Raw genomic sequence first — 22484 nt, 5'->3', positions numbered from 1 at the left:
ATCATACAACAGGAGCTGACTTAGCATGAACAAACTGGTTATACTATTATTTGGGGCAGCAACTATACTGACTGCTTGCAGTGGTGATCAAACAGATATCAGTAATAACGTTGAAGGAAATCAGCAATCCGTACAGACAGAAGCTTTGCAAGAAAACAAACAACTTGCAAAAGAAAGTACGAGCCATGATAAATGGTCTTCATTACCTGAATATGACACTATTATTCAAAATATCTATAAGCAAGACTATACTATCAAAACGGTAACCGATAACGAGAGAGAACGAATTCTTCTGCTTATGAACCAAGACGGTAAAGAGCAATACAAGACCATATTTATTAAAAACACGAATCGCTTTAAAATTATTAATATGGATGGGGAAGGGCTAATTTTCAATGAAATTTTGGAAAGTAAATAAAGGGGGAAATGAATATGACAACGGGTCCAAGCAGCAGTAAAAAGGAGTTATCGCTAGAACAACATGAGGAACTACTCACATTATTAAAAGCACGTTTCGAGAAAAATATGGACCGCCATTCAGACCTTGAATGGGCTAACGTTCAAGCGAAGCTCGAAGCGAATCCTGACAAACTGTGGTCACTCCATGAAATGGAGAAGACCGAAGGCGAACCGGATGTTGTTGGTTATGATGCACAGTTGGGCGAATACATTTTCTATGATTGTTCCAAAGAAAGTCCTAAAGGTCGCAGAAGTATTTGTTACGATCTTGAAGCACTGGAGTCAAGGAAACAACATAAGCCAGAAAATAACGCGATTGATATGGCTGCTGCCATGGGCATTGAGCTGCTAACGGAAGAGCAATACCGAGAGCTACAGAAGCTTGGAAATTTCGATTTGAAAACATCGAGCTGGGTGCAAACACCTGCTAATATTCGAAAGCTTGGTGGGGCTATCTTCTGTGATCGACGTTATGACATGGTCTTTGTGTACCATAATGGAGCAGAATCGTATTATGCGGCTAGGGGATTCCGTGGCTCGCTAAGGGTTTAAATACAATTGAAAGCTGCTTTTGGCGAGTTCAAGGTGCAGCAACGTTAACGTCAAAGTAGCTACAAGCGGGGGAGTGATTTCCCTCGCTTATTTTTATTCCTAAAGGGTAAGGCTGGGAGTTTGTAGGGAAGCGGGTACCCATTGTTTGGACACTTCAAAAGGGTGTGGGGTATGGGTGCCTTTTTGTATAATAGAGAGAGCAATGAGGATAACATGATAATAGAATTAATGATTATCATTTTAATAATTTTAGTGGAAAACTATCCAAAGAAAGAAGTTGATATACGATGAATCTAGAAACGGTCATGCAAGAGCTTGAAGCGCTCGGTAAGGAACGAACAAAGAAAATATATATGTCCAATGGCGCTCACGAACCGCTTTTTGGTGTGGCTACAGGTCAAATGAAGCCAATCGCAAAAAAAATCAAAATCAATCAAGAGTTGGCTGAGCAACTTTATGCTACAGGCAACTATGACGCTATGTACTTTGCGGGTGTTATTGCAGACCCAAAAGCAATGACGACGGCGGATTTTGATCGTTGGATGGATACGGCGTATTTTTATATGCTGTCTGACTATGTGGTTGCTGTTACGTTAGCAGAAGCAGATATTGCACAAGAAGTTGCAGATGATTGGATCACAAGCGGTGAAGAGTTGAAAATGTCAGCAGGTTGGAGCTGTTATTGCTGGCTTTTGGGCAATCGTAAAGATCATGAGTTTTCCGAAATCAAACTCGCCAACATGCTTGAGATGGTGAAAAATACGATTCATGAAGCTCCTGATAGAACGAAGTACTCGATGAATAATTTTATATACACCGTAGCAACTTCCTATACGCCGCTTCACGATCTGGCGGTTGAAACTGCAAAGGCAGTAGGTCCAGTTGAAGTTCAAAAAGATAAAGCAAAAAGCAAGTTCATTAACGCGTCTGAAAATATTCAAAAGGCTGTTGATAAAGGGCAGGTTGGATTTAAACGCAAGCATGTAAGGTGTTAATCTCGTTGGCTACTAGATGAAGTAAAAGAGTTACCTGGAGTGCGTGCGTGGTATCCATGGTTCGTAAATGGTTATATCGTGCTGTCGATAGCAATTAAATACTTGTACGATACTTGCAAAATATATAAGGTCCCATCAATAATAATTAAACCTCTCGGCATAGTTCGAGAGGTTTTTCATGTTCGCACGGAAGAACGTGTTATGGGATATCCAGTTATTTCATGGAAACATGATAACTTCTACCTTTATGATTAGGAGTATGTACAACAATGACGAGATAATTGCTGCATACGGATGGTGAAAATATGTCAACAAGATGGCATGGACTCGAACCTGGTGACGTCCTAGATAATGATCAATTACGAAAAATATTTAAATGTTCTCCCCAAGGTGGGATGAGAAGATCGAAGGAGACCAATTCCTTAGTAATTGTATCGAATCACGTAGAATCGCTATATGATGACCGATGGATTGATAATGTACTGCATTATACGGGTATGGGTAAACGCGATGATCAAAGCTATACCTTTATGCAAAATAGAACATTGTTTGAATCAAATCAAAACGGTGTCGAGGTACACCTATTTGAAGTATTTAAACTTCGGGAATACATATATAGAGGAAGAGTTGAGCTTGCAGATGATCCTTATCAGGAACAACAAGCTGATGAAAAGGAGAATATGAGAAACGTCTGGGTATTCCCCGTGAAATTGAAAGACGAGGGATTTGTCTATGAACCATCGAAAACCTTAATTTATGAAGCATTAGTTGTGCGAGAGAAAAAAGCAAAACGTATGACTGATCAGAACTTGAAGATCCGAGCAGGAGCTTCTAGGAGAAAGGTTAGGAGAAAGCAAGTTGTCACTACAACTTTTGAACGTGATATCTATGTTGCTGAATATGTGAAACGATGTGCCAAGGGAGTTTGTCAATTATGTGATAAGCCAGCTCCGTTTGAAAATAAACAGGGAGAGCCATACTTGGAGACACATCATATTGTTTGGTTGGCAAGAGGCGGAGATGATTCTATAGATAATACCGTAGCTTTATGTCCTAACTGTCATCGAAAAATGCATATTCTTGACTCGCCAGATGATATTTCCAAACTTATAAGTGCTGCTAAAGGAAGGAATACAGAATGAAACAAGTCGACGTTGTAGGGGCTGTCATCATTAATGATCGTGATGAAATTCTTTGTGCACTTCGGTCTATGAAAATGTCTCTTCCAGGTTACTGGGAGTTTCCAGGAGGGAAAATTGAACCAGGTGAAGACCATCAGGCCGCACTGGTAAGGGAAATTAAAGAAGAACTACTGTGTGAGATAGAGGTTGGGGAATTTATCACTGATATAGTGCATGAGTACCCAACGATTAAAGTTAGATTGATTACATATGAAGCAAAAATTATTTCTGGATCACCCGTAGCAACTGAACATGAGAAGCTTGAGTGGACTGCACGAAAAGATATTAGAAATCTACACTGGGCTCCAGCAGATATTCCAACTATTGATATTCTTTGTTGCGAGAGTAACGGTTGGGAACGGTCGATTCTCCTTTAGGTTCCACTAAATACAAAAAACACGCCATTTGTTGGCGTGTTTTTGTGTTTAGTGGCTGAACAGGATGGATACAACAGCCTACAAAGCTGTAGATCATATAAGAAAACATGGCTCGTATCATTTATGCATTTATGTCAGCTCATAATCAGCTCTTTGGCTTGCTTCTTACCTGCAGAGAGAAAGTTATTGCTCAAATCAGTATCACTAACAGTCCGTGCAAGAATAAGAGAGCCGACCATGGAACTGAATAGTGAGCTGCCTTTGACTGTGTCAATTTCCGCTAGATTAGAAATAAAAGCAATCATCCGCTCCAACTCATAGGTGAATACTTGGCGAATTTCTTCTGAAGAACGGGATATCTCGCCAGAAAGGGCAGGAATAATACAACCCATCTCTGTGTTGTCGCGATGATACGGACTTAAATAATAGTCAATGACTGTATTGATCTTCGAGTTCTGTTTCTCCTGGTCAGCGTCAGCGGCTTGCTGCAAAAGCGCAATGGTGTCACTGATGGCATACCGGCATGCTTCGGCGACCAGCTGTTCTTTGTTGTCAAAGTGTGAATAAAACCCTCCATGAGTCAATCCGGCCCCTTTCATAATGAACGGAACACTTACATTGTGGATACCATGGGTGCGAAAAGCCTTGGCAGCACTTTCGACGATCTTATTCCGCACTTTTAGCTTATGTCCTTTGGGATACGGTATTGTAATCACTCCACAGCTTTATCATTCTATTTTTAAAATATTATAGGCGTCATAATAAAGCCTGTCAATTTAGCAATTCGGTAGTTGTTAGTTCAAGAAAGGCTAAACACAGATGTTGACGTTTATAAAATATGATGACTATAATATATTATGATCATCATATTTTAAAAGCAACTTCAACTGGAGGTATTAGGATATGAGTAAGCTTGAGTCCGTAGAAACATTGGTCATTGGATCTGGTCCGGGAGGCTATGTGGCAGCACTGCGATCTTCACAGCTTGGCATGAAGACGGCGATTGTTGAGCGCGGTCAGCTTGGTGGAGTATGTACGCATGTTGGGTGTATTCCATCCAAAGCATTAATTGCAGAATCGCATCGTTATAGTTTGCTCAGACAGTTCAATCATGAGGATCCGGCAGTGTCATTTAAGACAGCTCAGGATTTCAAGCAAGGGATCGTGAATAAGCAGGCTGGTGGGGTTCGTTATTTATTACAGACTGCTGGTGTAATCATTCTAGAAGGAGAGGCTGGTTTCGTTGATGAGCATACGGTTGTTATCGAACAAAATGGTCAGAAGCAAACCATTTCTTTTAAGCACGCCATACTGGCAACGGGATCTCGTCCCATTGAGCTGCAAGCATTTCCGGTTGGAGGGCGTATTTTGTCTTCGACAGAAGCATTGTCGCTCCCTGACGTTCCGACCAGCTTGGTCGTTATAGGTGGCGGATATATAGGGGTCGAGCTGGGGCAAATGTATGCGAAATTCGGAACAAAGGTAACGATTCTGGAGGGAGGCAATCAAGTGCTTCCAGGATTCGAGGCGAATATTATGGCCCCTGTTGTACGTCAGTTGAAAGCCGATGGTATTACTATTATTACCGAGGCAACGGCAGAAAAAGTAGTACAGAATGCGAATGAAATTACTCTGCATTATTTGAAAAACCAGGAGCGGCATCAGGTTACAGCAAAATATGCATTAGTCACTATCGGTAGAAAGCCAAACACAGACGGAAAGCTAGGGCTGGAGCGTATTGGCTTACGAGTAACGAGCAGGGGACTAATCGAGACAGACAAACAGTGTAGAACTGCTATCCCGCATATATTTGCGATTGGAGATGTTACGGCTGGTCCGGCTCTCGCTCACAAGGCGTCCTATGAAGCAAAGATTGCGGCAGAAGCTATTACAGGTCTTACCTCTGAGATTGATTACAAAGCTATTCCTCTTGTTGTCTTTTCTAATCCAGAGCTAGCCAGCGTTGGCTTAAGTGAAACGGAAGCAGAGGCGAAAGCTATCCCGATCGTTATAGGGAAAGCCTCTTTTGCGATTAACGGAAGAGCATTGGCGCTCGGGGAATCCGAAGGATTCGTCAAGATTGTGGCGGACCCGACCTCGGGCATCGTGATCGGTGCACAAATTGTTGGGGTAGAGGCATCAACACTTATATCGGAGCTTGCACTTGCTATCGAGATGGGCGCCACCGTAGAGGACTTGTCTATGACCATTCATCCTCATCCCACATTGGGTGAAGTAATTATGGAGGCTGCCGAAAACGCGGCAAGAAAAATGAAGTAGAGAATGGGAATAGAAGAGATGAAGTTGATAGATAGGCGAATAAAATGATATGTATATAGTATTGAGATTTAATAAACGATAGAGGTTCATCTTATGCCAAAAAACGATAATATGCTGGCCATTCTATGGATGTTGAATTCAGGCGGAAAAATAACTGCAAAACAAATAGCCGAAAAGCTAGAAATCAATATTAGGACCGTTTATCGGTATATCGATGCATTATGTGCTAGTGGAGTGCCTATCATATCCGACGCAGGTCATCATGGCGGGTATAGCTTGTTGAATCATTTTATTAAAGCGCCGCTGCTATTTGATATGGAAGAAAAAAAGGCTCTGCTTCATGCTGCTGTATTTGCAAATGAAGCGGGATACCCTTTGACTGAGGCATTAAATACCGCGACATCAAAATTGAAAATGTATTCGAATCAGGAGCAGGCAAGTAACCTTAGCCGTCAGTTAACTGGATTTGAAGTTATAAATCGGACGGCAGCTCCTCCTTCTGTTCAGCCGATATTGATGGAATTGGAGCAAGCTGTAGCGAACGAATATTCTGTTGAGATTGCATATCGAACAAGCCGTGAGGAGCAGTCCAAGAACAGGTTGGTAGATCCTTATGGAATGGTTTACTGGAATCATAAATGGTATACGGTTGCCTTTTGCCACCTTAGAAATGAGATTCGCTGCTTCCGAGTAGATCGGATTCTACAAATCAAGGGTACTCAACACCTATTTAAGCGTTCTGAAGATTTTTCGGCCCGTGCATTTTTTATGCAAAATCTGCTGCCCGATATAATAGGCAAAGACAGCTTAATTTCTGTAACTGTTGGAGGCAGGACAGAGGCATTAGATGATTTATGTCTGCATTGGTACTTGGGGCATCATCTGAAAGAGCGGACATCTGAGCACGCAATCTTTTTGCTAGAGGAAGAAGCCGTTCATGCCTATGTTCCTTATTTGCTCCTATCCTACGGAAAGTCCGTCCAAGTAATCGAACCCCAGAGTGTGAAGGATAAACTTGTTGCTATTGCATCGGAATTAATGGAACATTATCAACGTTAACAGCTTCACTGACAGCAGATGTCAGTGAAGCTGTTTTATTATGAAGATCAATCATTGAGTACTGATGAATGTGGTTGGCATCATCTAATGGATGTGAAAATAAGGGGGATTTAAAAATGAACAATACAGTATATCTTTATGTGTTTGACTCCATGGCGGATTGGGAAATTGGTTACGTAACTGCTGAGCTGAATTCGGGAAGATATTTTAAAAAGGGGCTGTCCCCGATAAAAATCGTTACGGTGGGCATTGATAAGACTCCTATAACTACAATGGGTGGATTAAAAATTCAGCCTGATATCAAATTAGATGAGTGCAGTATGGCTAGCATTGATGCATTGATTTTACCTGGAGGAGATACATGGACAGAAGCTATACACCAGCCCATTATAAAAATGGCAGAGGGTTGTTTAAAGGAAGGTATATTAGTTGCTGCAATTTGTGGCGCTACAATGGGACTTGCTCAAGCAGGAATACTAAATTCACGTTCGCATACTAGCAATGATCTAGAATACCTTAAAATGATCTGTCCTACTTACAAGGGCGAAGCGTATTACAAAATGGGGGCTGCTGTAACAGATGGATCACTGATTACCGCATCTGGAGTAGCTTCGTTGGAATTTTCCGTACATATTTTAAAAGCTCTAGGTGTGTTTTCATCTAAAAGTTTAGAAGCCTGGTATAGTCTTAATAAGACTCGTGAACCCCAGTATTACTATGAATTGATGGACTCCATTCAATGAAGGTATCCTCAAGAACGATAGTAAGAGGAGAAAAAGCAAGGGACGCAGTTGAACGTTGAGTTGAACGATGTGGATGATGAAAGGGTCGGAGAATTTTAGGGGCTAATGTTACCTTTAGATAGGCGAATGCATAGGATGGAGGTAAACGATTCATTCATGAGAGGAACATATACATGAGTATGAATTTGTACTGTAAGTCATGTAATGGCTATCAATGGCATAGCCCCGCGAGCCCTATCAACGGGAGTAACCATCATTCCATCTACAACTGGTATCCTCATCAATATAACTGGAACCATAATGAGCATGCTGCAGATAGACTTATTCAGCTAAAGGACTATGGACCAAATCCTTTTGTCGTGAATATTGATCAAGCTTCTGAGCAAAATCGCAATTATCGTACTGTTCTATGGACGGGGAAACATCTGCAAGTCGCTTTGATGAGCATTAATGTTGGAGATGATATCGGCTTAGAAGTCCATCCTAATACGGATCAATTCATACGAATTGAAGAAGGAGAAGGACTTGTACGAATGGGTGATAGAAAAGATAACTTAACAATTGAACAAAGGGTTGATGATGACTATGCCATTTTGGTCCCTGCTGGGACATGGCATAATGTAATAAATACAGGGAACAAACCACTCAAAGTATATACGATTTATGCCCCGCCAGAGCATCCGTTTGGTACCGTTCATGAAACGAAGGCCATTGCGATGGCTTCTGAGTAAGCGCCACAAGATTCTAACCGAAGCATGGCAAATTGGCAGGAAATCAAAAAGATAAAGAAAGAGGGTCATGGTGCGAGCATGACCTCTGATACAATAGCCGCTTTTAAGGGCGGTTGGCTTAACAAGATGATACTTCTATCTAAAGTAGACCGTATACCTTAGCACAAGGCGGTCTACTTTTTATTTCATATGTGCAATGTGTGGCAAGGAGCTAATCGACGATTAGTTTAGTTTTTCCAAATGTTAAAAGTAGGCCAACGTAGATGCGAAATGGCTTGTATTTATTCCGTGCTCAGTCGTTTATTTCGGCGTGGCAGGATGGTATGGACAAAAGTGCAGTTAATTTACTCGATCAGCCCCTATAAGGGGAAAAGAAACAAAAATAAATGCATTTTTGCCGATATTCTCCCTAAAAGGCCACTTTCAGCTTAAATAACTGCATAATTGTCACTAATCTAACTTGCTTCCACTAATGCAGCTTTGGCTGTGCCGAAATAGTACAGTCGCATGGTTTAACGCGAATGAAAATATAGTTAATGCAGAAGCAATTCGAAGTAGAGCAGCATACACTTTGTTAAGTTGATACATGGGAATGGTGACAGCAGGATGAAGAAAAACATTTACTTCAACCATGACGGTAGCGTTGATGATTTGACTTCGTTATTTTTGTTGCTGCAAATGGACAATGTGAATGTGACGGGGGTTTCGGTGATTCCAGCGGATTGCTACTTGGAACCAGCTATGATGGCAAGCCGTAAAATTATCGATCGTTTTGGTGATGGCATCAATCTGGCTGTGGCAGCATCTAATTCCCGGGGGAAAAATCCTTTTCCAAAGGATTGGCGTATGCATGCTTTCTATGTAGAAGCACTTCCGCTTCTTAATGAGTCTGGCAAAGTTGTTACTCCAGTAGCGAACAAGCCAGCACATCTACATCTTATTGACACGCTGCGTGCAAGGGAGGGTAAGACAACATTGTTATTTACAGGTCCGTTGACTGATCTTGCTCGCGCTTTAGATATCGATCCAACCCTAGAAGAAAAAATTGAGCGGCTTGTGTGGATGGGCGGAACGTTTCGTGAAGAAGGCAATGTGGAGGAGCCAGAGCATGATGGAACAGCTGAATGGAATGTTTATTGGGATCCTGAAGCTGCTGCGCGTGTATGGTCGAGTGGCATCGAGATTGTTCTTGTAGCATTGGAGAGCACGAATAAAGTACCGCTTACGTTAGATGTTCGCCAACGCTGGGCGAAGAAACGGAAGTATACGGGTGTAGATTTTCTTGGCCAATGCTACGCGATAGTGCCGCCACTTGTACATTTCACAACGAACTCTACGTACTTTTTATGGGATGTACTAACGACAGCGTTTATCGGCAAGACCGATCTAGTAAAGGTGCAAAAGGTAAACAGCATTGTCATAACAGAAGGTGCAAGCCAAGGTAGAACAGTTGCAACGGATGTAGGACGGTCGGTACATGTTGTTTATGACGTAGATCGGGATGCGTTTTTTGATTACATAACAGATTTGGCGAAAAAAGCGAAGTAACGAGTTTCCTCATAACCGAGAAAAAGTGAGTTATTTTCTTGAACAAGGTGCTGAATTGAATTATGTATGATGTTAGAAGCTATCGTCTGAAAAATAAAGTGGATAGGATTTCAGACTAGCTCTGATTCCTATCCACTTCTTTGCCGTGGGGAAGTAATAAGAAAGACAATGAGAATATTACCAACATGAATAATGAATAATAATGAAGCTGAATTGATTTAGTGAAATAAATAATGAAATGATTAACGCCCATGTTGAAAAGAGTTGAAATGGTAACAGGAACAGCATCTTGGAGTTTAACTCCGCAGGAAAGTAGGAACACACCACACCATGAAATTATTAGGTCTAGGCAATTTATTTTTGTACAGTATATTTATTGGCGGGATTACAGGACTTCTGACTTGGAGCTTTCTAGCTGTCGTTTCGGTTACAACTCATCTTATCTGGTCTGATATACCGAAGATGATGGATATGAAATACTGGACGATCCTCATTTGTTTAATTGGAGGAGTGTTGGTTGGCTTATGTCAAAAGTACTTTGGCAATTACCCCCGTACGATGGATCAGGTAATGGCGGAATTTAAGACGACTAAAAGAATCGATTACCGTTCTTTATATAAAAGTGTAATAACGGCTATATGTGTGCTTTCATTTGGGGCTAGTCTCGGTCCCGAGGCGGCTTTGGTTGGTATTGTTGGGGGACTTGCTACATGGTCAGGAGATGCTATTAAGTCATTTGTGAAGAAAAGAACGGTGCTAAAAGAACATGGTGAAATCGTAATCGAGTATAGTGTTGAAGCTGCTGTCGGTATGATTTTCAGATCACCGCTATTTGGAGCTTCTACATTATTGGAAGATAAAAAAGATTCCAAGCGCATGAAATGGATCAAGACGTTAGTCTATGCCGTTACAACGGCTGCGGGCTTTATTATTTTTATTTTGCTGTCCAAAATAGACAACAGACAGTTTACGTTAGCGGATTTTGGAGCGGCACATGTGGGTGTGAATGAATTAGTAGCGATCATCCCACTAATCCTACTAGGAGTACTGTTTGCAAAATTGTATGAGTGGTTTGGTCATATACTGCATAACGTTCTTAAACCGCTAGAACAGTACAAAGTAATAAAAGCGGTTATTGGCGGTTTGATGTTAGGGTTAATCGGAACGCTCCTTCCGATTACGATGTTTTCCGGGGAGCATGAGCTAACAGAATTAGCTGTAGAGTGGACGCATATGTCTGCTTATTTATTGTTGGGGATCGGTATCGTGAAGTTATTTTTGACTGAGTTTTGTTTAGCCTCGGGTTGGCGGGGAGGACATATTTTTCCCATTATTTTCGCGGGGGTAAGCATAGGGTATGGGATTGCGATGTTATTCCCTGTAGATCCGGTGACCTCTATTACGGTTGTTACGACTGCGTTATCTAGTGCCGTACTTCAAAAACCAATAGCGGTTGTATTACTATTTGTTATGCTATTCCCGATAAAGTTGATCGTATTGATCGTGCTAGCAGCATATTTACCGATGTTTGTGTTCAAATTGAAATGGCGAACACCCAAGGTCTCCTGATGCACGAATAAAATGAAGAAAGAGCCGTGCGTGAACACGACTCCTCGTGGTATCCGCTTAAAAAGAGGGCGACCGCAATAGTGATTATTAGTGATAGACCGTTTCCCTTGCATTGGGCGGTCTATTTTTTGTTTGTTAAGGACTTACACCAACACATGAAAATGTTTGCTAGCATCAAACGCAATAAACTCCTCACCTTGGCTCACTCGGCTTACTAAGTCTGGGTTGGCAAGGAAAGGGCGTCCGAATGCTGCTGCATCAATCGTTTCTGCTTCCACTGCCTGTTCTGCAAGCTCAGGATTTAAATTTCCAACGCCTATAATGATGCCATCCCAATATTTACGGGCAATCTCATGCAGGGTAAGACCGTCGGAAATGACTTGACTAAAGTCCATTGTCGAAGGATGAATCATCGTTAGTCCACTTTCTTTAAAAGCCTCCACAAACGTTTGAATAGCCGCATCGGGATCTTCCCACATATAGTCACGCACATCATCTTTTAAGGCGGAGAAGCGCATAATGGTCCGGTCGGCTCCTATTTCAGCAATGACAGCCTGCGAGACTTCTTTCATAAAGGTTAAGCGCTGGCGCAAGTCGCCGCCGTATTTGTCTTGTCGGTGATTGGATACGTCCGAATTGAACTGGTCAATTAGATAGCCGTGCGCGCCATGAATTTCAACACCGTCAAAGCCAGCGGTTATGGCATTTCGTGCTGCCGCCGCATACTGCTGAATGACTTCTTTGATATCAGCAATAGACATCTCTTCTGGGGTATCGTATGGCTTGCCGAGCCTATGAACATGACCGTCTGCCTGGATGGCAGAAGGTGCTTGCGGCGGAAGTCCGCCTGCAATCTCATGGCGCGTAAGTCTCCCAACATGCCATATTTGCGCAATTATCGTTCCGCCTACTTGATGGACCGCATCGGTGACCTTTTTCCAACTTTTTATTTGTTCCTCTGTATATAAACCAGGTAAACCAATCGTACCCTTTGCACGAGGACTGATCGTAATTCCTTCTGAAATAATGAGCCCAACACCATCTGCAGCTCTTTTGCGGTAATATTCGACCACGTCGGGGCCGACAACTCCTGTCTCATTATCGGCAAAGCAGCGTGTCATTGGTGCCATGACAATACGGTTGCGAAGATTCCATGCTCCCATTTGAATCGGCTGCAGTAATTGCATTTTTCCTATACGCATAAAGGTATCCCTCCGGTTTTATTATCGTCTTTTACGATTTATTTTCCTTACGATTTATGGTAAAGCATTAATACTTATTTTTACAGGTGACATTGAAGGAATTGTGCTATAGTGAACTTGAAATTCAAGTAATTAGGAAGATATTTCTTTTAAATTAAAGGAGTGCTTTCGAATGGACCAAGTGGATAAGGAAATTTTAATAATTTTGCAAGATCAGGCTCGGACGTCGATGACGGAATTGGGGAAAATGATTGGCTTGTCTCAACCCGCAGCTACAGAGAGGGTTCGCAGGATGGAGGAGAAAGGGATCATTAAACAGTATCGAGCTGTTGTTTCTCCAGAGAAGATGCATAAATGCATAAGTGCCTATCTACTTTTTCATACGAAGCGCTGTGAAAAGTTTGTTGAATTTTGCAAGGAATATCCCGATGTTCTGGAACTGCACAGAATAAGCGGACAATATAACTATTTGCTAAAAGTCGTCACGGATACGATGGAAACACTGGAGGCGTTTATTAATGCCAGTGGAGAGCATGGAGATTCTACCACATTGATCGTCATGTCGTCGTTAATTGATCAAAAAAATATCATTCCTTCGATCCAAGAGGATTAAGTTTGTGTAGAGGACGTATATTTTCATTTACCGAGCAAGTCCAGCCAGATAAACCAACATGAGTGAGGACGAGATTATGATACTTATAAATGAACGAAACGAGTGGTTGGCAAGTAAGCTAGTTACGAGTGAGAGCGACATGATGTTCGCAGGTGTTGTTGTTGGCAATAATCCCGGAGAAGTATGGGTGGATGATGCGTTGAACCCTTCATCCGCGTTAGTGTGGTCCAGCGGGTTGGGATGCTTTACGTTCATGGGCAATGCTAACAATAGGGCATTCAATCAGTCTTTGGCAAAGTTGATAGAGGATGAAGTTATTCCATTTTTGAAAAAGAAAGATACTTCTTACTTTGAGTTCTCGGTAGATTCGGAGGATTGGTACTCCACAATCTATCAACATATTGGTAATCGGAAGATAGATGAGAGCTATCAGTATGTATATAAGTCTATTATTTCGCAACATAGTCAGGTATCTTACGATGATAAGATAGGGTCATTTAAGGTTGTAGAGATTGATGAAGCGCTGATGCTTGAGCTGGATAAGCGAGAAATCAATAATGCAGATTTCTTAGTTAATTATATCAAGCAGTATTGGGGCACGGTGAGCAATTATATAGGCAAAGGTTATGGTTATGCCGCACTTACGGAATCTAACGAAGTAGCAAGCATAGCGGTTTCCTCTGCCAAGTTTCAATCGACACATACGATTGGCGTAGAGACACTGGAGTCTTATCGGAAGCAGGGATTGTCCAGCGGTTTGGTTACACGATTGCTGCAAACGTTCCGTGATCACCACATTGATGCATGGTGGGATTGTATGGATAGCAATCTTGCTTCGCAAAAAACAGCGGAGAAGGCAGGCTTAAAGCAAGCCCATCGCTATAAAATTAGTTGGTTTCATTTTTAGTTATGAACGAAATAAGTAGAATGCTAATTTGCGATACTCTTAATAGTAGACACGATCAAATAGTCCCTGTCCATAGAAAGAACGGGAACTATTTGTTGGCTGCGATGTGTTTTTCTTTATCTAATTGATTAATATACGGGGCTGGGAACATAGCATCCTGGAAATGGGTTGATGTCTTGGATCGCGGCAAATGGATATTGTTTCGCTGCAAATTGATTCTGATATAAGTACTCTTGAATCACGACCGTACCTCCGCTAATGCTGCATAAAAGTCCGCTTATACCTTGCCCATTCGCCAATGATACGCCTACTGGCTGACCTTGCAATTGAATCGCTTTTTGATACCAAGGTGGCATTTGTCTCACCTCCTTAGGCATTGTATGCAAATGATGCAGGCTGGTGCAGCAGTTTGAAGATGAAGATGTATGTAAACCTAAAATCGAATCTTCCTGCCTACATAATTGGATGGGCTTGGATTCCTTTATCCTATTTTTATTTGGCAGCAGCTCTGCTATGATCTTGGCGAGATTAGAAGCACTGCGGAGTAGGCGAGTTTAGGGTGGACAGGGGGATATTTTATGGTGAAGTGCAATTCGTCTGAACAGGATGAGAATGCGGAAGAACAAGCGGCATCCCATATGGACACGGTCAATCAGGAGAAAGATGCTAGTCATTCGGTAAAAACAGATAGACAATTTCGTACGCAGGTCGGTGTGGTGGGAGCAGGGCCTGCTGGTCTCGTTCTTGCACTCTTGTTGCAGCAAGCAGGTATTGCATGCATCGTTCTGGATCGCCAGACAAGGGAGTATGTGGAGACACGTGCGAGAGCTGGTTTCCTTGAGCATCGTATTGTGGAGTTTCTCCGCAGGAACGGATTTTCTAAAGGATTGGATCTACGAGGTGTACAGCATACAACATGCGAATTCCGATTAGAGGGTCGGCAGTACATCGTTCCGTATGGAGATATGGCAGGTTGTGCTCATACTGTCTATCCCCAGCAATTCGTGGTCAGTGATCTTATTGAGTTGTTTATTGCACGTGGTGGCACGATTTTGTTTTCTCATCCGGTGGTTAAGATCGAAGGGCTTGAGGATGATAAAGCGGTGATTCATTGTCATGCGCAAAATAATATCGATCATTCACCTGTTGTGAAACAGGTGGAGTGCGACTTTATTGCTGGCTGCGATGGGTTTCATGGTATTGCCCGAGCTTCTATTCCACCAGACCGTTTTTCTGCGGTAACGAGGCAATATGGCATTGGATGGCTTGCGCTTTTAGCCGAAGTCCCGTCTTCGACGGAACGAGTGATCTATGCGCTGCATGAGTCAGGCTTCGCTGGGCAAATGCCGCGTACACCACAAGTGACTCGATTTTATTTGGAGTGTTCTCCACAAGATAAAGAATCTGATTGGCCCGAAGAGCGCATTTGGCATGAGCTGCGCAAGCGCATGGCTGTTAATAGTAATGATGGTGATCGTAGTGGAAATGATGAACTCGTCCCTGGAAAGCTTATCGAGCGCCGAGTACTGGATATGCGCAGTGTTGTCACCGAAACGATGCAGTATGGCAACCTATTTCTAGCTGGCGATGCTGCCCATATTATTACTCCAGTCGGGGCGAAGGGGATGAACCTTGCCATTGCTGATTCTGAATTTCTGGCGGAGGCTTTTATAACTTATTACCGAGAAGGAGATGGAACGCATCTAAGTAAGTACACGGAAACAAGACTGCCTCATGTGTGGCAGACGATTGAATTTTCGGATTGGATGCTGCGCTTAATTCATAACCTTGATGAAAGCGGAAGTCGTACTTTTTCGGATCGTTTACGGCGGGCCAGACTTGAGCGGCTGTGTGGGCAGGGAGATTATGCGAACACATTTGCAGCCAATTATGTTGGTAAGTAGAGGAGCGTTGAGATGTATCAAGGTTGGCAAATCGACACAGATGAAAAAAGACGAGCTGTACTAGCGAGTGTACGAAATGCTGCTTTAGCGGCAGTGCAGCAATATGATCTAGCGTGGAAACGAATTGAGTTTAATAAAATATCTGATACGATTACATTTAAAATTGAAACAGAATTGGATGAGTGCTTCTTGCTGCGCATTCACAATAATAGTAGAGAAAAAGCAGAAATTCGCGCTGAAATGATGCTGCTTCAAGCATTGGGGAGCCGTGGTCTTACTGTTCCTGAAGGACAGGTAAGCCGTAATGGCGAGTATGTATTGGAGCTTGTATCTGATCAAGGCGAGACGCTATATGTAACGCTGATGAATTGGTTGGAGGGAGAATTGTTAAACGAGGCGCCTACAGAATGTCAGGTTAGCAATATGGGCCAGCTGATGGCACGACTTCATATTGCTGCAGCGGAATTTGTTCCTGACACGGATCATTCCTTTCCTAGTTGGGGAGTGGATAGCTTCCGTAAAAATATGGCCAAGCTCGAACAGTACTATCCCTGCTTCTTATCTGAAAAGGGATGGAGTATGTATCAAAGGGCAGCAGACAAAATCATAGCAGATTTAGAGGCGATGGAGAAACATGCGCGTAGCTTTGGCTTAATCCATGCTGATTTGCATATGGAAAATGTTATTTTCAGAGGGGAAGAGGCTTTCCCAATCGACTTTGCAAGATGCGGCTATGGTTATTATTTATATGATATTGCAGGTACGATACTAGGGCTTGGCGGGACATATAGAAAGCTCTTTCTGGAAGGCTATGAAAGTGTTAGAAGGCTGGAGGGGGACTATGTTGGACCGCTTGCGAGTATGTTCGTTATGTTTATGATCGAGAATTACTGCCATCATTCCTCTGATCCTAGAGAAACGGCTGGTCTGAACGCAGAACAGCCGTTTGCACAGGCGATTATTCAGAGCTATTTGCAGGAACGTCCATTTTTATTCGAACCGCTTGAACCGATAGAGGTTGAATAGTCGAATATTGGAGCCTGGGTATTGAGCATTAAAATTTCAAGTTTCTTATTTAGGTCTCATTCAAGCAATAATCATTATTTTCTAACCGCCTCAAATGTATAACATTGTTGGGCATTGCTTGGTTGACGCCCATCTACATAATCTGCGGATACTACGATATCGGTAAAACCAATGCTTTCAAGAACGAGCTTGAATTCTTCTACACCGTACCAACGTATGGCGAAGCGCTGTAATTCCGTTTGGACGAGATTGCCGTTTCGCCATTTTTCATATTTTAGATGAGAGACTTTGAATTGGTTGAATAAATCGGCTTCGACGAGCTTGCTTTCCATCGTAATCAGATCACCATTAGGAAAATGGAACGTTGAGGTTCCTTCGAATGTGCCCAACTCAAAGTTAGCATCAGGCAAGAAGAGATCGAGAATGAGCCTACCGTCAGGTTGAAGGTGCTCATAAAGTCGCTGCAAAGCTTGAATCGATTGTTGACGATCCTCAATTAATAGAAACGATCCGCAAGGAATAATAATGGCCTCGTACTGATTGGGCAGGGAAAGCTGTAGTAAATCGGCTTGAACTAAATTAGCTTGAAGTCCGCGCTCTTCACAATGTTGGCGGCAGACAGCGAGCATTTCTGGAGAGTAGTCCATTCCGTCTACAGTAAGACCTGCTTCGAGTAATGGAATCATGACACGCCCTGAACCGACCATCACCTCTAAAATGCGTCCTTCGCATGCTGCGAGTTTCTGCTTATAAAATTCCAGATCACCATTAATAGAATGTCCGATTGGCTTGGTCAGCTCGTATACTTCTGTACAAAGTTCCCCATAGAAACTAAATGACATTGTAGTTCTCCTTTGTCTGTATGTAAATTTAACCCAGATTATAAGGTTGATATAGATAATGGTCAAGGGGAACAGTGCCAAAGGTAGTTTGAGTTCTTGTATGAAATATTCTCTGAGGTCGACAATAATAGACAAAAAAACGGATAATTCTTCAAAATCTACTTTACGCCAGATCCAACTAAAACTATAATGATTAATAGATTTATGCAAACGTTTTCATAGATTAGACTATCAAGAATAGACAAAAGGGTGTGACTGGCATTGAAAATGATGAAACGAATACTCGTAACATGTTTAGCGCTTGGAATGCTTATTCCTTACGTTTCTACGGGTCAACAAGCAGAAGCAGCAACTAAAGCTCACAACGGAACGATGATGCAGTATTTTGAATGGTATCTCCCTAATGATGGACTTCATTGGAAACGTTTGCAGAGCGATGCTGCGAATCTAGCGGATAAAGGAATTACAGCGGTATGGATTCCTCCTGCCTACAAAGGAACGCAGCAAAACGATGTCGGCTATGGAGCCTATGATTTGTATGACTTAGGGGAATTTAACCAAAAAGGTACGGTTCGTACTAAGTATGGAACGAAAGGCGAACTGAAGTCAGCGATTAATACGCTGCATACGCAAAATATAGATGTGTATGGCGATGTGGTTATGAACCATAAGGGCGGCGCTGACTTTACGGAGAGAGTAACTTCTGTTGAGGTCGATCCTAACAATCGTAACCGTGAGACATCTGGAGATTATCAGATTGATGCTTGGACAGGCTTTGACTTTAAGGGACGCAACAATACATATTCAGATTTCAAGTGGAACTGGTATCATTTCAACGGGACAGATTGGGATGAAGGCAGGGACTTGAATCGTATTTATAAATTTAGAGGTATCGGTAAAGCATGGGACTGGGAAGTATCCAGCGAAAAAGGAAACTATGATTACCTAATGTTTGCCGATCTTGATTTTGATCATCCTGATGTTGCGAATGAAATGAAGCGTTGGGGTACATGGTATGCGAATGAGCTGAATCTGGATGGTTTCCGTTTAGATGCGGTCAAGCATATTAAGCATGATTATTTGGGTGACTGGGTGAACCATGTTAGACAGCAAACCGGAAAAGAAATGTTTACGGTAGCGGAGTACTGGCAGAATGATGTTAATGCGCTGAACAATTACTTGGCGAAAACGAACTACAATCAATCCGTATTTGATGCGCCGCTGCATTATAACTTCCATTATGCTTCAAATGGAAACGGCAATTATGATATGAGAAATATTTTAAATGGAACGGTTGTAGCTAATCATCCTACGTTAGCAGTAACGTTGGTTGAAAACCATGATTCTCAGCCTGGACAAGCTTTGGAATCCGTTGTAAGTCCATGGTTCAAGCCGTTGGCATATGCGTTTATTTTGACACGTGAGTCGGGTTATCCTTCTGTATTCTATGGTGACTACTATGGTACTAAAGGCAGCAGCACGTATGAAATTCCAGCGATGAAAGATAAGCTAGATCCGATGCTGAAAGCTCGTAAAGACTATGCGTATGGTAAGCAGCATGACTACTTGGATCATTGGGATGTAATCGGCTGGACTCGTGAAGGCGAGACCACTCGTGCGAAGTCTGGCTTGGCGACACTTATTACAGATGGTCCGGGCGGCTCCAAATGGATGAATGTTGGTAAGCAAAATGCTGGTGAAGTGTGGTACGACCTTACAGGCAATCGTAAGGAGACGGTAACGATCAACCAAGACGGTTGGGCTGAGTTCCATGTAAATGGCGGTTCTGTTTCTATTTATGTGGAGAAGTAAGAGTTTAAGAGAGTTGTACTGAAAGTAATAATAGAGAGCGTCAAAGACATTAGCAAGTGTCTGTCCCTGTTTTTGAGACAGGGAGAGCTTGGTGTCTTTGACGCTTTTTTTTCTACTATATTAAAATGTGTAACTTAAGGTAAGACTTTAATAGGACGAATTTGTGTAATTCCACTCTTCGGATGAACATGGACCACAGCATCTCCAGGGCTCAACGCGGTAGCCTTCCCGTACTGGTCTAGACTTATTACTCCATGTCCGCTGATCAACTGCGCGCTGAACCCCTTACCAGCAAACTGATACGTCTCACCTACTCTTAACTCAAGAACAGGATGAACGGTACTCGATTGAATTCCAACAGATGATTGACTTACGTTTTCAGCGCCAAGAGCGCCAACGGAGCCTGACAGAAGACCGAACGCTAATACAGTGGACATCAACACTTTGCTCATATATTTCATTTTCAAATACCTCCATAAGTAAAATGATGCCGATGTTCGTGGAGTATGAGCGTTATGAGTGCATCGATCTTCCTACTCGATGCGCAAGAGCAGGAAGATCCGAACTCGACCACTTCATTGTACATCAAAGGGGAGTTTTTACTGCTAAAGAAATGGTAAATATTTGATAAAGATTAGTTATAGATTGATGAAAATGATAGAAGAGCGAAAACGCACGATCCATAGAGTGGCGTACCTTTTGTGCATATTGCTCTTTTAAATTTTGATAGTAAATGTAAAGAACAATTGTAAAAGTCGTTACTCAATGACCTCTAGTTCGATAATCGAGCGAATGGGTGGGTAAGGCTCCAACTGGTCGAGCTCCGCCTTGATTTTCACCTTCTGTCCAATTTCCAACTTATCGTACAACTTCTTATCGACAACATAGTAAGCGATGTCCTGTTTCCCGTATTGTTCGATAAGTTCATTGGGTTTCTTTGTAACAGCTTCTTCTTTGGATAGGTTAGGGATAAGAAGAATAAGAAGAGTATTTTCCCATCTTATCGTTTTCTCTGCAATTCTGCCCTCATAGATACGAAAATCTTTATTCTCAGCGCCCTGTTCATGTTTTGGAGGTTCAGTTCCTTGCGAACTCGTACATCCTGTAACGAATAAAAGAGCAATGAGCAATGCCGCAATCAACCGATTCATCATTTCCTCCTCCTTGTGAAGTAGATCATTAGCAAGATTTATCGTGCGTACAGCAACAAAGTTTCTATTTATTATGACGGAATATATTTCTTCGAGGTTGCAGTTCATTATTTTTAGTTAGCTATGATTACCCTGATGAATGTATTCGAAACGTAAATATTGGGTTAAGTGATGTTGTTGTGGGAAAATATTCAAGGAGGTAGCATGATGAGAATGAATAAGATTCTGTGTTTGGTAGTGTTTCTATTTATAGTGTCTATTTTTGTAGATGATTCCTATGTAGACGCTAGACCTTCTGCGCTAAATGTCGAGCATGAAGTATCCGAGGAACAAATTGCTGAGGAAATGGTTTATCTCATGCAGATGCAGGAGAAAGTTTCTGAGATTTTAGGTTCCTATGAAGCGATTCAAGATTATGGGACAGTGCATATTGACCGCAGCAACGGATTCAAAATTGTAATTGGATTCAAGGTAGAAGATAGCAAAACAGCACGCATCAAAGCGGAACTTGGTGAATTACTCTCTAATCGGGTTGCTTTTGTACCTTCTAAATTTACGTATCATGAACTAAATGAAATAAAGGATCAAATTATAGATCAGAAACAACAGCTGGAGAGCACTGGAACTGTGATAAGTTCTGTTGGGGTTGATGAAGCACAACAACGAGTTAATGTTACGGTGACAGAAGCTAAGGATTTGAAGAGCTTGAATCAATTATCCGAAGTTTCTAAGGCAGGGAATGATGTGATTCATATCGTGATAGATCCTGAAGCCAAGAACTACACAGAGTTCTCAAGAAGAGACAATCATACTATATTGGGTGGCGGGATTGGCTTTCTATTTTCCCCATATGCTACACATAATTATTGTACAACCGCTTTTACTGCTACTAAGGATGAGAAAAAATTTATAGTTACAGCGGGTCATTGCTTAAATGGCAACCAAGCAATTGTGAAGCAATGGGATAATAATGTAGGAAGGGATCATGTGAGTTATTTTTCATCAAAGGGAATAGACGTAGGTTTAATTGATGTTACGAATTCAGGAAGAAAAATTTCCAATTCAATTTTTAAAAATGCGGTTACGAATTATGATGCTAAATATACGCAGTCGGGGTCATTTGTAGCTAATCAGTATGTATGTAAATCTGGACTCACAACAGGATATACTTGTGGCCAAGTACAAGAAACTTCAACTAGTTTTGAAGATAGTATAACCGGAATAACCGTACGCGATGTCGTTAAAATTGTTGCTACAGGAAATTATAAAGATTATTCTCAAGGCGGGGATAGCGGTAGTATCACATGGGCAGGAGATGTATTGTTAGGCATTCATAGCGCAGGTGGAGATTCGCAGAATCAATCATGGGGATATGCAGCTAAAACGAGTAAAATGACGGAATATTTCGGCACAACATTTAAAATTAATAAATCTTCAACGCCATTTTAGATGCACTTTGGTTAATTTCCGTCCTTATCATAAAAAAATCCGTTTTACCGTAAATGCGCTCCGTTTCAAGGTAGCTGCGTTTGC

22 protein-coding genes and 1 pseudogene are annotated in these 22484 nt (G+C 42.0%); 17 read left to right on the top strand and 6 right to left on the bottom strand.

What is annotated here, in order from left to right; genetic code table 11:
* Positions 1 to 25 precede the first annotated feature (25 nt).
* The 5 genes from FPZ44_RS23425 to FPZ44_RS23405 all read left to right on the top strand — a co-directional run bounded on the left by FPZ44_RS23425 (position 26) and on the right by FPZ44_RS23405 (position 3564).
* On the top strand, positions 26 to 418 hold the full coding sequence (locus FPZ44_RS23425; RefSeq protein ID WP_144994515.1) for a hypothetical protein: 393 nt from the start codon (positions 26 to 28) through the stop codon (positions 416 to 418).
* 14 nt (positions 419 to 432) lie between these two features.
* Positions 433 to 1011, top strand: a complete 579-nt coding sequence (locus tag FPZ44_RS23420; protein ID WP_144994513.1) for a DUF4256 domain-containing protein — start codon at positions 433 to 435, stop codon at positions 1009 to 1011.
* A 287-nt stretch (positions 1012 to 1298) separates the two neighbouring features.
* Complete coding sequence (locus tag FPZ44_RS23415) at positions 1299 to 2006, top strand: DNA alkylation repair protein (protein ID WP_144994511.1); 708 nt, start codon at positions 1299 to 1301, stop codon at positions 2004 to 2006.
* A 305-nt stretch (positions 2007 to 2311) separates the two neighbouring features.
* On the top strand, positions 2312 to 3148 hold the full coding sequence (locus FPZ44_RS23410) for an HNH endonuclease (RefSeq protein WP_144994509.1): 837 nt from the start codon (positions 2312 to 2314) through the stop codon (positions 3146 to 3148).
* Positions 3145 to 3564 carry a (deoxy)nucleoside triphosphate pyrophosphohydrolase gene (locus FPZ44_RS23405; protein WP_144994507.1) on the top strand — a complete coding sequence of 140 codons (420 nt, stop codon included), beginning with the start codon at positions 3145 to 3147 and terminating at the stop codon, positions 3562 to 3564. Before FPZ44_RS23410 ends, FPZ44_RS23405 begins: the two co-directional genes overlap by 4 nt.
* 134 nt (positions 3565 to 3698) lie before the next feature.
* On the opposite strand, the gene FPZ44_RS23400 is transcribed toward FPZ44_RS23405, so the two are convergent.
* A complete protein-coding gene (locus FPZ44_RS23400; RefSeq protein WP_144994624.1) occupies positions 3699 to 4271 on the bottom strand; it encodes a TetR/AcrR family transcriptional regulator in 573 nt (190 codons plus the stop codon).
* Between the two features lie 196 nt (positions 4272 to 4467).
* On the opposite strand from FPZ44_RS23400, the gene lpdA reads away from it, so the two are divergent.
* The 6 genes from lpdA (at position 4468) to FPZ44_RS23370 (ending at position 11494) form a co-directional block, all read left to right on the top strand.
* Complete coding sequence (lpdA, locus tag FPZ44_RS23395) at positions 4468 to 5844, top strand: dihydrolipoyl dehydrogenase (protein ID WP_144994505.1); 1377 nt, start codon at positions 4468 to 4470, stop codon at positions 5842 to 5844.
* A 93-nt stretch (positions 5845 to 5937) separates the two neighbouring features.
* Entirely contained in the window at positions 5938 to 6903 is a 966-nt protein-coding gene (locus FPZ44_RS23390; RefSeq protein WP_144994503.1) for a helix-turn-helix transcriptional regulator, read from the top strand.
* Positions 6904 to 7019: 116 nt separating this feature from the next.
* Positions 7020 to 7646, top strand: a complete 627-nt coding sequence (locus FPZ44_RS23385; RefSeq protein WP_144994502.1) for a type 1 glutamine amidotransferase family protein — start codon at positions 7020 to 7022, stop codon at positions 7644 to 7646.
* A gap of 185 nt (positions 7647 to 7831) precedes the next feature.
* On the top strand, positions 7832 to 8377 hold the full coding sequence (locus FPZ44_RS23380) for a cupin domain-containing protein (protein ID WP_144994622.1): 546 nt from the start codon (positions 7832 to 7834) through the stop codon (positions 8375 to 8377).
* 606 nt (positions 8378 to 8983) lie between these two features.
* Entirely contained in the window at positions 8984 to 9925 is a 942-nt protein-coding gene (locus FPZ44_RS23375; protein WP_144994501.1) for a nucleoside hydrolase, read from the top strand.
* 330 nt (positions 9926 to 10255) lie between these two features.
* A complete protein-coding gene (locus tag FPZ44_RS23370) occupies positions 10256 to 11494 on the top strand; it encodes a chloride channel protein (RefSeq protein ID WP_144994500.1) in 1239 nt (412 codons plus the stop codon).
* Between the two features lie 143 nt (positions 11495 to 11637).
* Here the strand turns inward: FPZ44_RS23370 and FPZ44_RS23365 are convergent.
* Positions 11638 to 12699: pseudogene (locus FPZ44_RS23365) on the bottom strand (oxidoreductase); the annotation flags it as partial.
* Positions 12700 to 12868: 169 nt separating this feature from the next.
* Here FPZ44_RS23365 and FPZ44_RS23360 point away from each other — a divergent pair.
* Both FPZ44_RS23360 and FPZ44_RS23355 read left to right on the top strand, forming a co-directional pair.
* Positions 12869 to 13309 (top strand): Lrp/AsnC family transcriptional regulator, encoded by a 441-nt coding sequence (locus FPZ44_RS23360; RefSeq protein ID WP_144994498.1) that lies wholly within the window; start codon positions 12869 to 12871, stop codon positions 13307 to 13309.
* 76 nt (positions 13310 to 13385) lie between these two features.
* Complete coding sequence (locus FPZ44_RS23355; protein WP_186786214.1) at positions 13386 to 14216, top strand: GNAT family N-acetyltransferase; 831 nt, start codon at positions 13386 to 13388, stop codon at positions 14214 to 14216.
* A gap of 128 nt (positions 14217 to 14344) precedes the next feature.
* On the opposite strand, the gene FPZ44_RS23350 is transcribed toward FPZ44_RS23355, so the two are convergent.
* Positions 14345 to 14572, bottom strand: coding sequence for a hypothetical protein (locus FPZ44_RS23350; RefSeq protein ID WP_144994496.1), 228 nt, complete (start codon positions 14570 to 14572; stop codon positions 14345 to 14347).
* Between the two features lie 222 nt (positions 14573 to 14794).
* Here FPZ44_RS23350 and FPZ44_RS23345 point away from each other — a divergent pair, with 222 nt between their 5' ends.
* Both FPZ44_RS23345 and FPZ44_RS23340 read left to right on the top strand, forming a co-directional pair.
* Positions 14795 to 16120 (top strand): 4-hydroxybenzoate 3-monooxygenase, encoded by a 1326-nt coding sequence (locus FPZ44_RS23345; RefSeq protein ID WP_222429834.1) that lies wholly within the window; start codon positions 14795 to 14797, stop codon positions 16118 to 16120.
* 12 nt (positions 16121 to 16132) lie between these two features.
* A complete protein-coding gene (locus FPZ44_RS23340) occupies positions 16133 to 17146 on the top strand; it encodes a phosphotransferase enzyme family protein (protein WP_144994495.1) in 1014 nt (337 codons plus the stop codon).
* A 74-nt stretch (positions 17147 to 17220) separates the two neighbouring features.
* On the opposite strand, the gene FPZ44_RS23335 is transcribed toward FPZ44_RS23340, so the two are convergent.
* Positions 17221 to 17988 carry a class I SAM-dependent methyltransferase gene (locus tag FPZ44_RS23335; protein ID WP_144994494.1) on the bottom strand — a complete coding sequence of 256 codons (768 nt, stop codon included), beginning with the start codon at positions 17986 to 17988 and terminating at the stop codon, positions 17221 to 17223.
* Positions 17989 to 18255: 267 nt separating this feature from the next.
* On the opposite strand from FPZ44_RS23335, the gene amyS reads away from it, so the two are divergent.
* Complete coding sequence (gene amyS / locus FPZ44_RS23330) at positions 18256 to 19800, top strand: alpha-amylase (RefSeq protein ID WP_144994618.1); 1545 nt, start codon at positions 18256 to 18258, stop codon at positions 19798 to 19800.
* A gap of 134 nt (positions 19801 to 19934) precedes the next feature.
* Here the strand turns inward: amyS and FPZ44_RS23325 are convergent, their stop codons facing one another.
* Both FPZ44_RS23325 and FPZ44_RS23320 read right to left on the bottom strand, forming a co-directional pair.
* The gene (locus FPZ44_RS23325; RefSeq protein WP_144994493.1) at positions 19935 to 20261 is read right to left on the bottom strand and encodes a BLB8/JUQZ-1 family protein; all 327 of its coding nucleotides are present in this window, start codon (positions 20259 to 20261) and stop codon (positions 19935 to 19937) included.
* A 297-nt stretch (positions 20262 to 20558) separates the two neighbouring features.
* The gene (locus tag FPZ44_RS23320) at positions 20559 to 20954 is read right to left on the bottom strand and encodes a DUF3221 domain-containing protein (RefSeq protein ID WP_186786213.1); all 396 of its coding nucleotides are present in this window, start codon (positions 20952 to 20954) and stop codon (positions 20559 to 20561) included.
* Between the two features lie 210 nt (positions 20955 to 21164).
* Here FPZ44_RS23320 and FPZ44_RS23315 point away from each other — a divergent pair, with 210 nt between their 5' ends.
* A complete protein-coding gene (locus FPZ44_RS23315; RefSeq protein ID WP_186786212.1) occupies positions 21165 to 22400 on the top strand; it encodes a S1 family peptidase in 1236 nt (411 codons plus the stop codon).
* The last annotated feature ends 84 nt before the right edge of the window (positions 22401 to 22484 follow it).

The organism is Paenibacillus agilis (assembly GCF_007786455.1).
Lineage (GTDB): Bacteria > Bacillota > Bacilli > Paenibacillales > Paenibacillaceae > Paenibacillus_B > Paenibacillus_B agilis.
The sequence above is the reverse complement of the archived record's forward strand: the minus strand, read 5'-3'. Positions and strand labels throughout refer to the sequence as shown.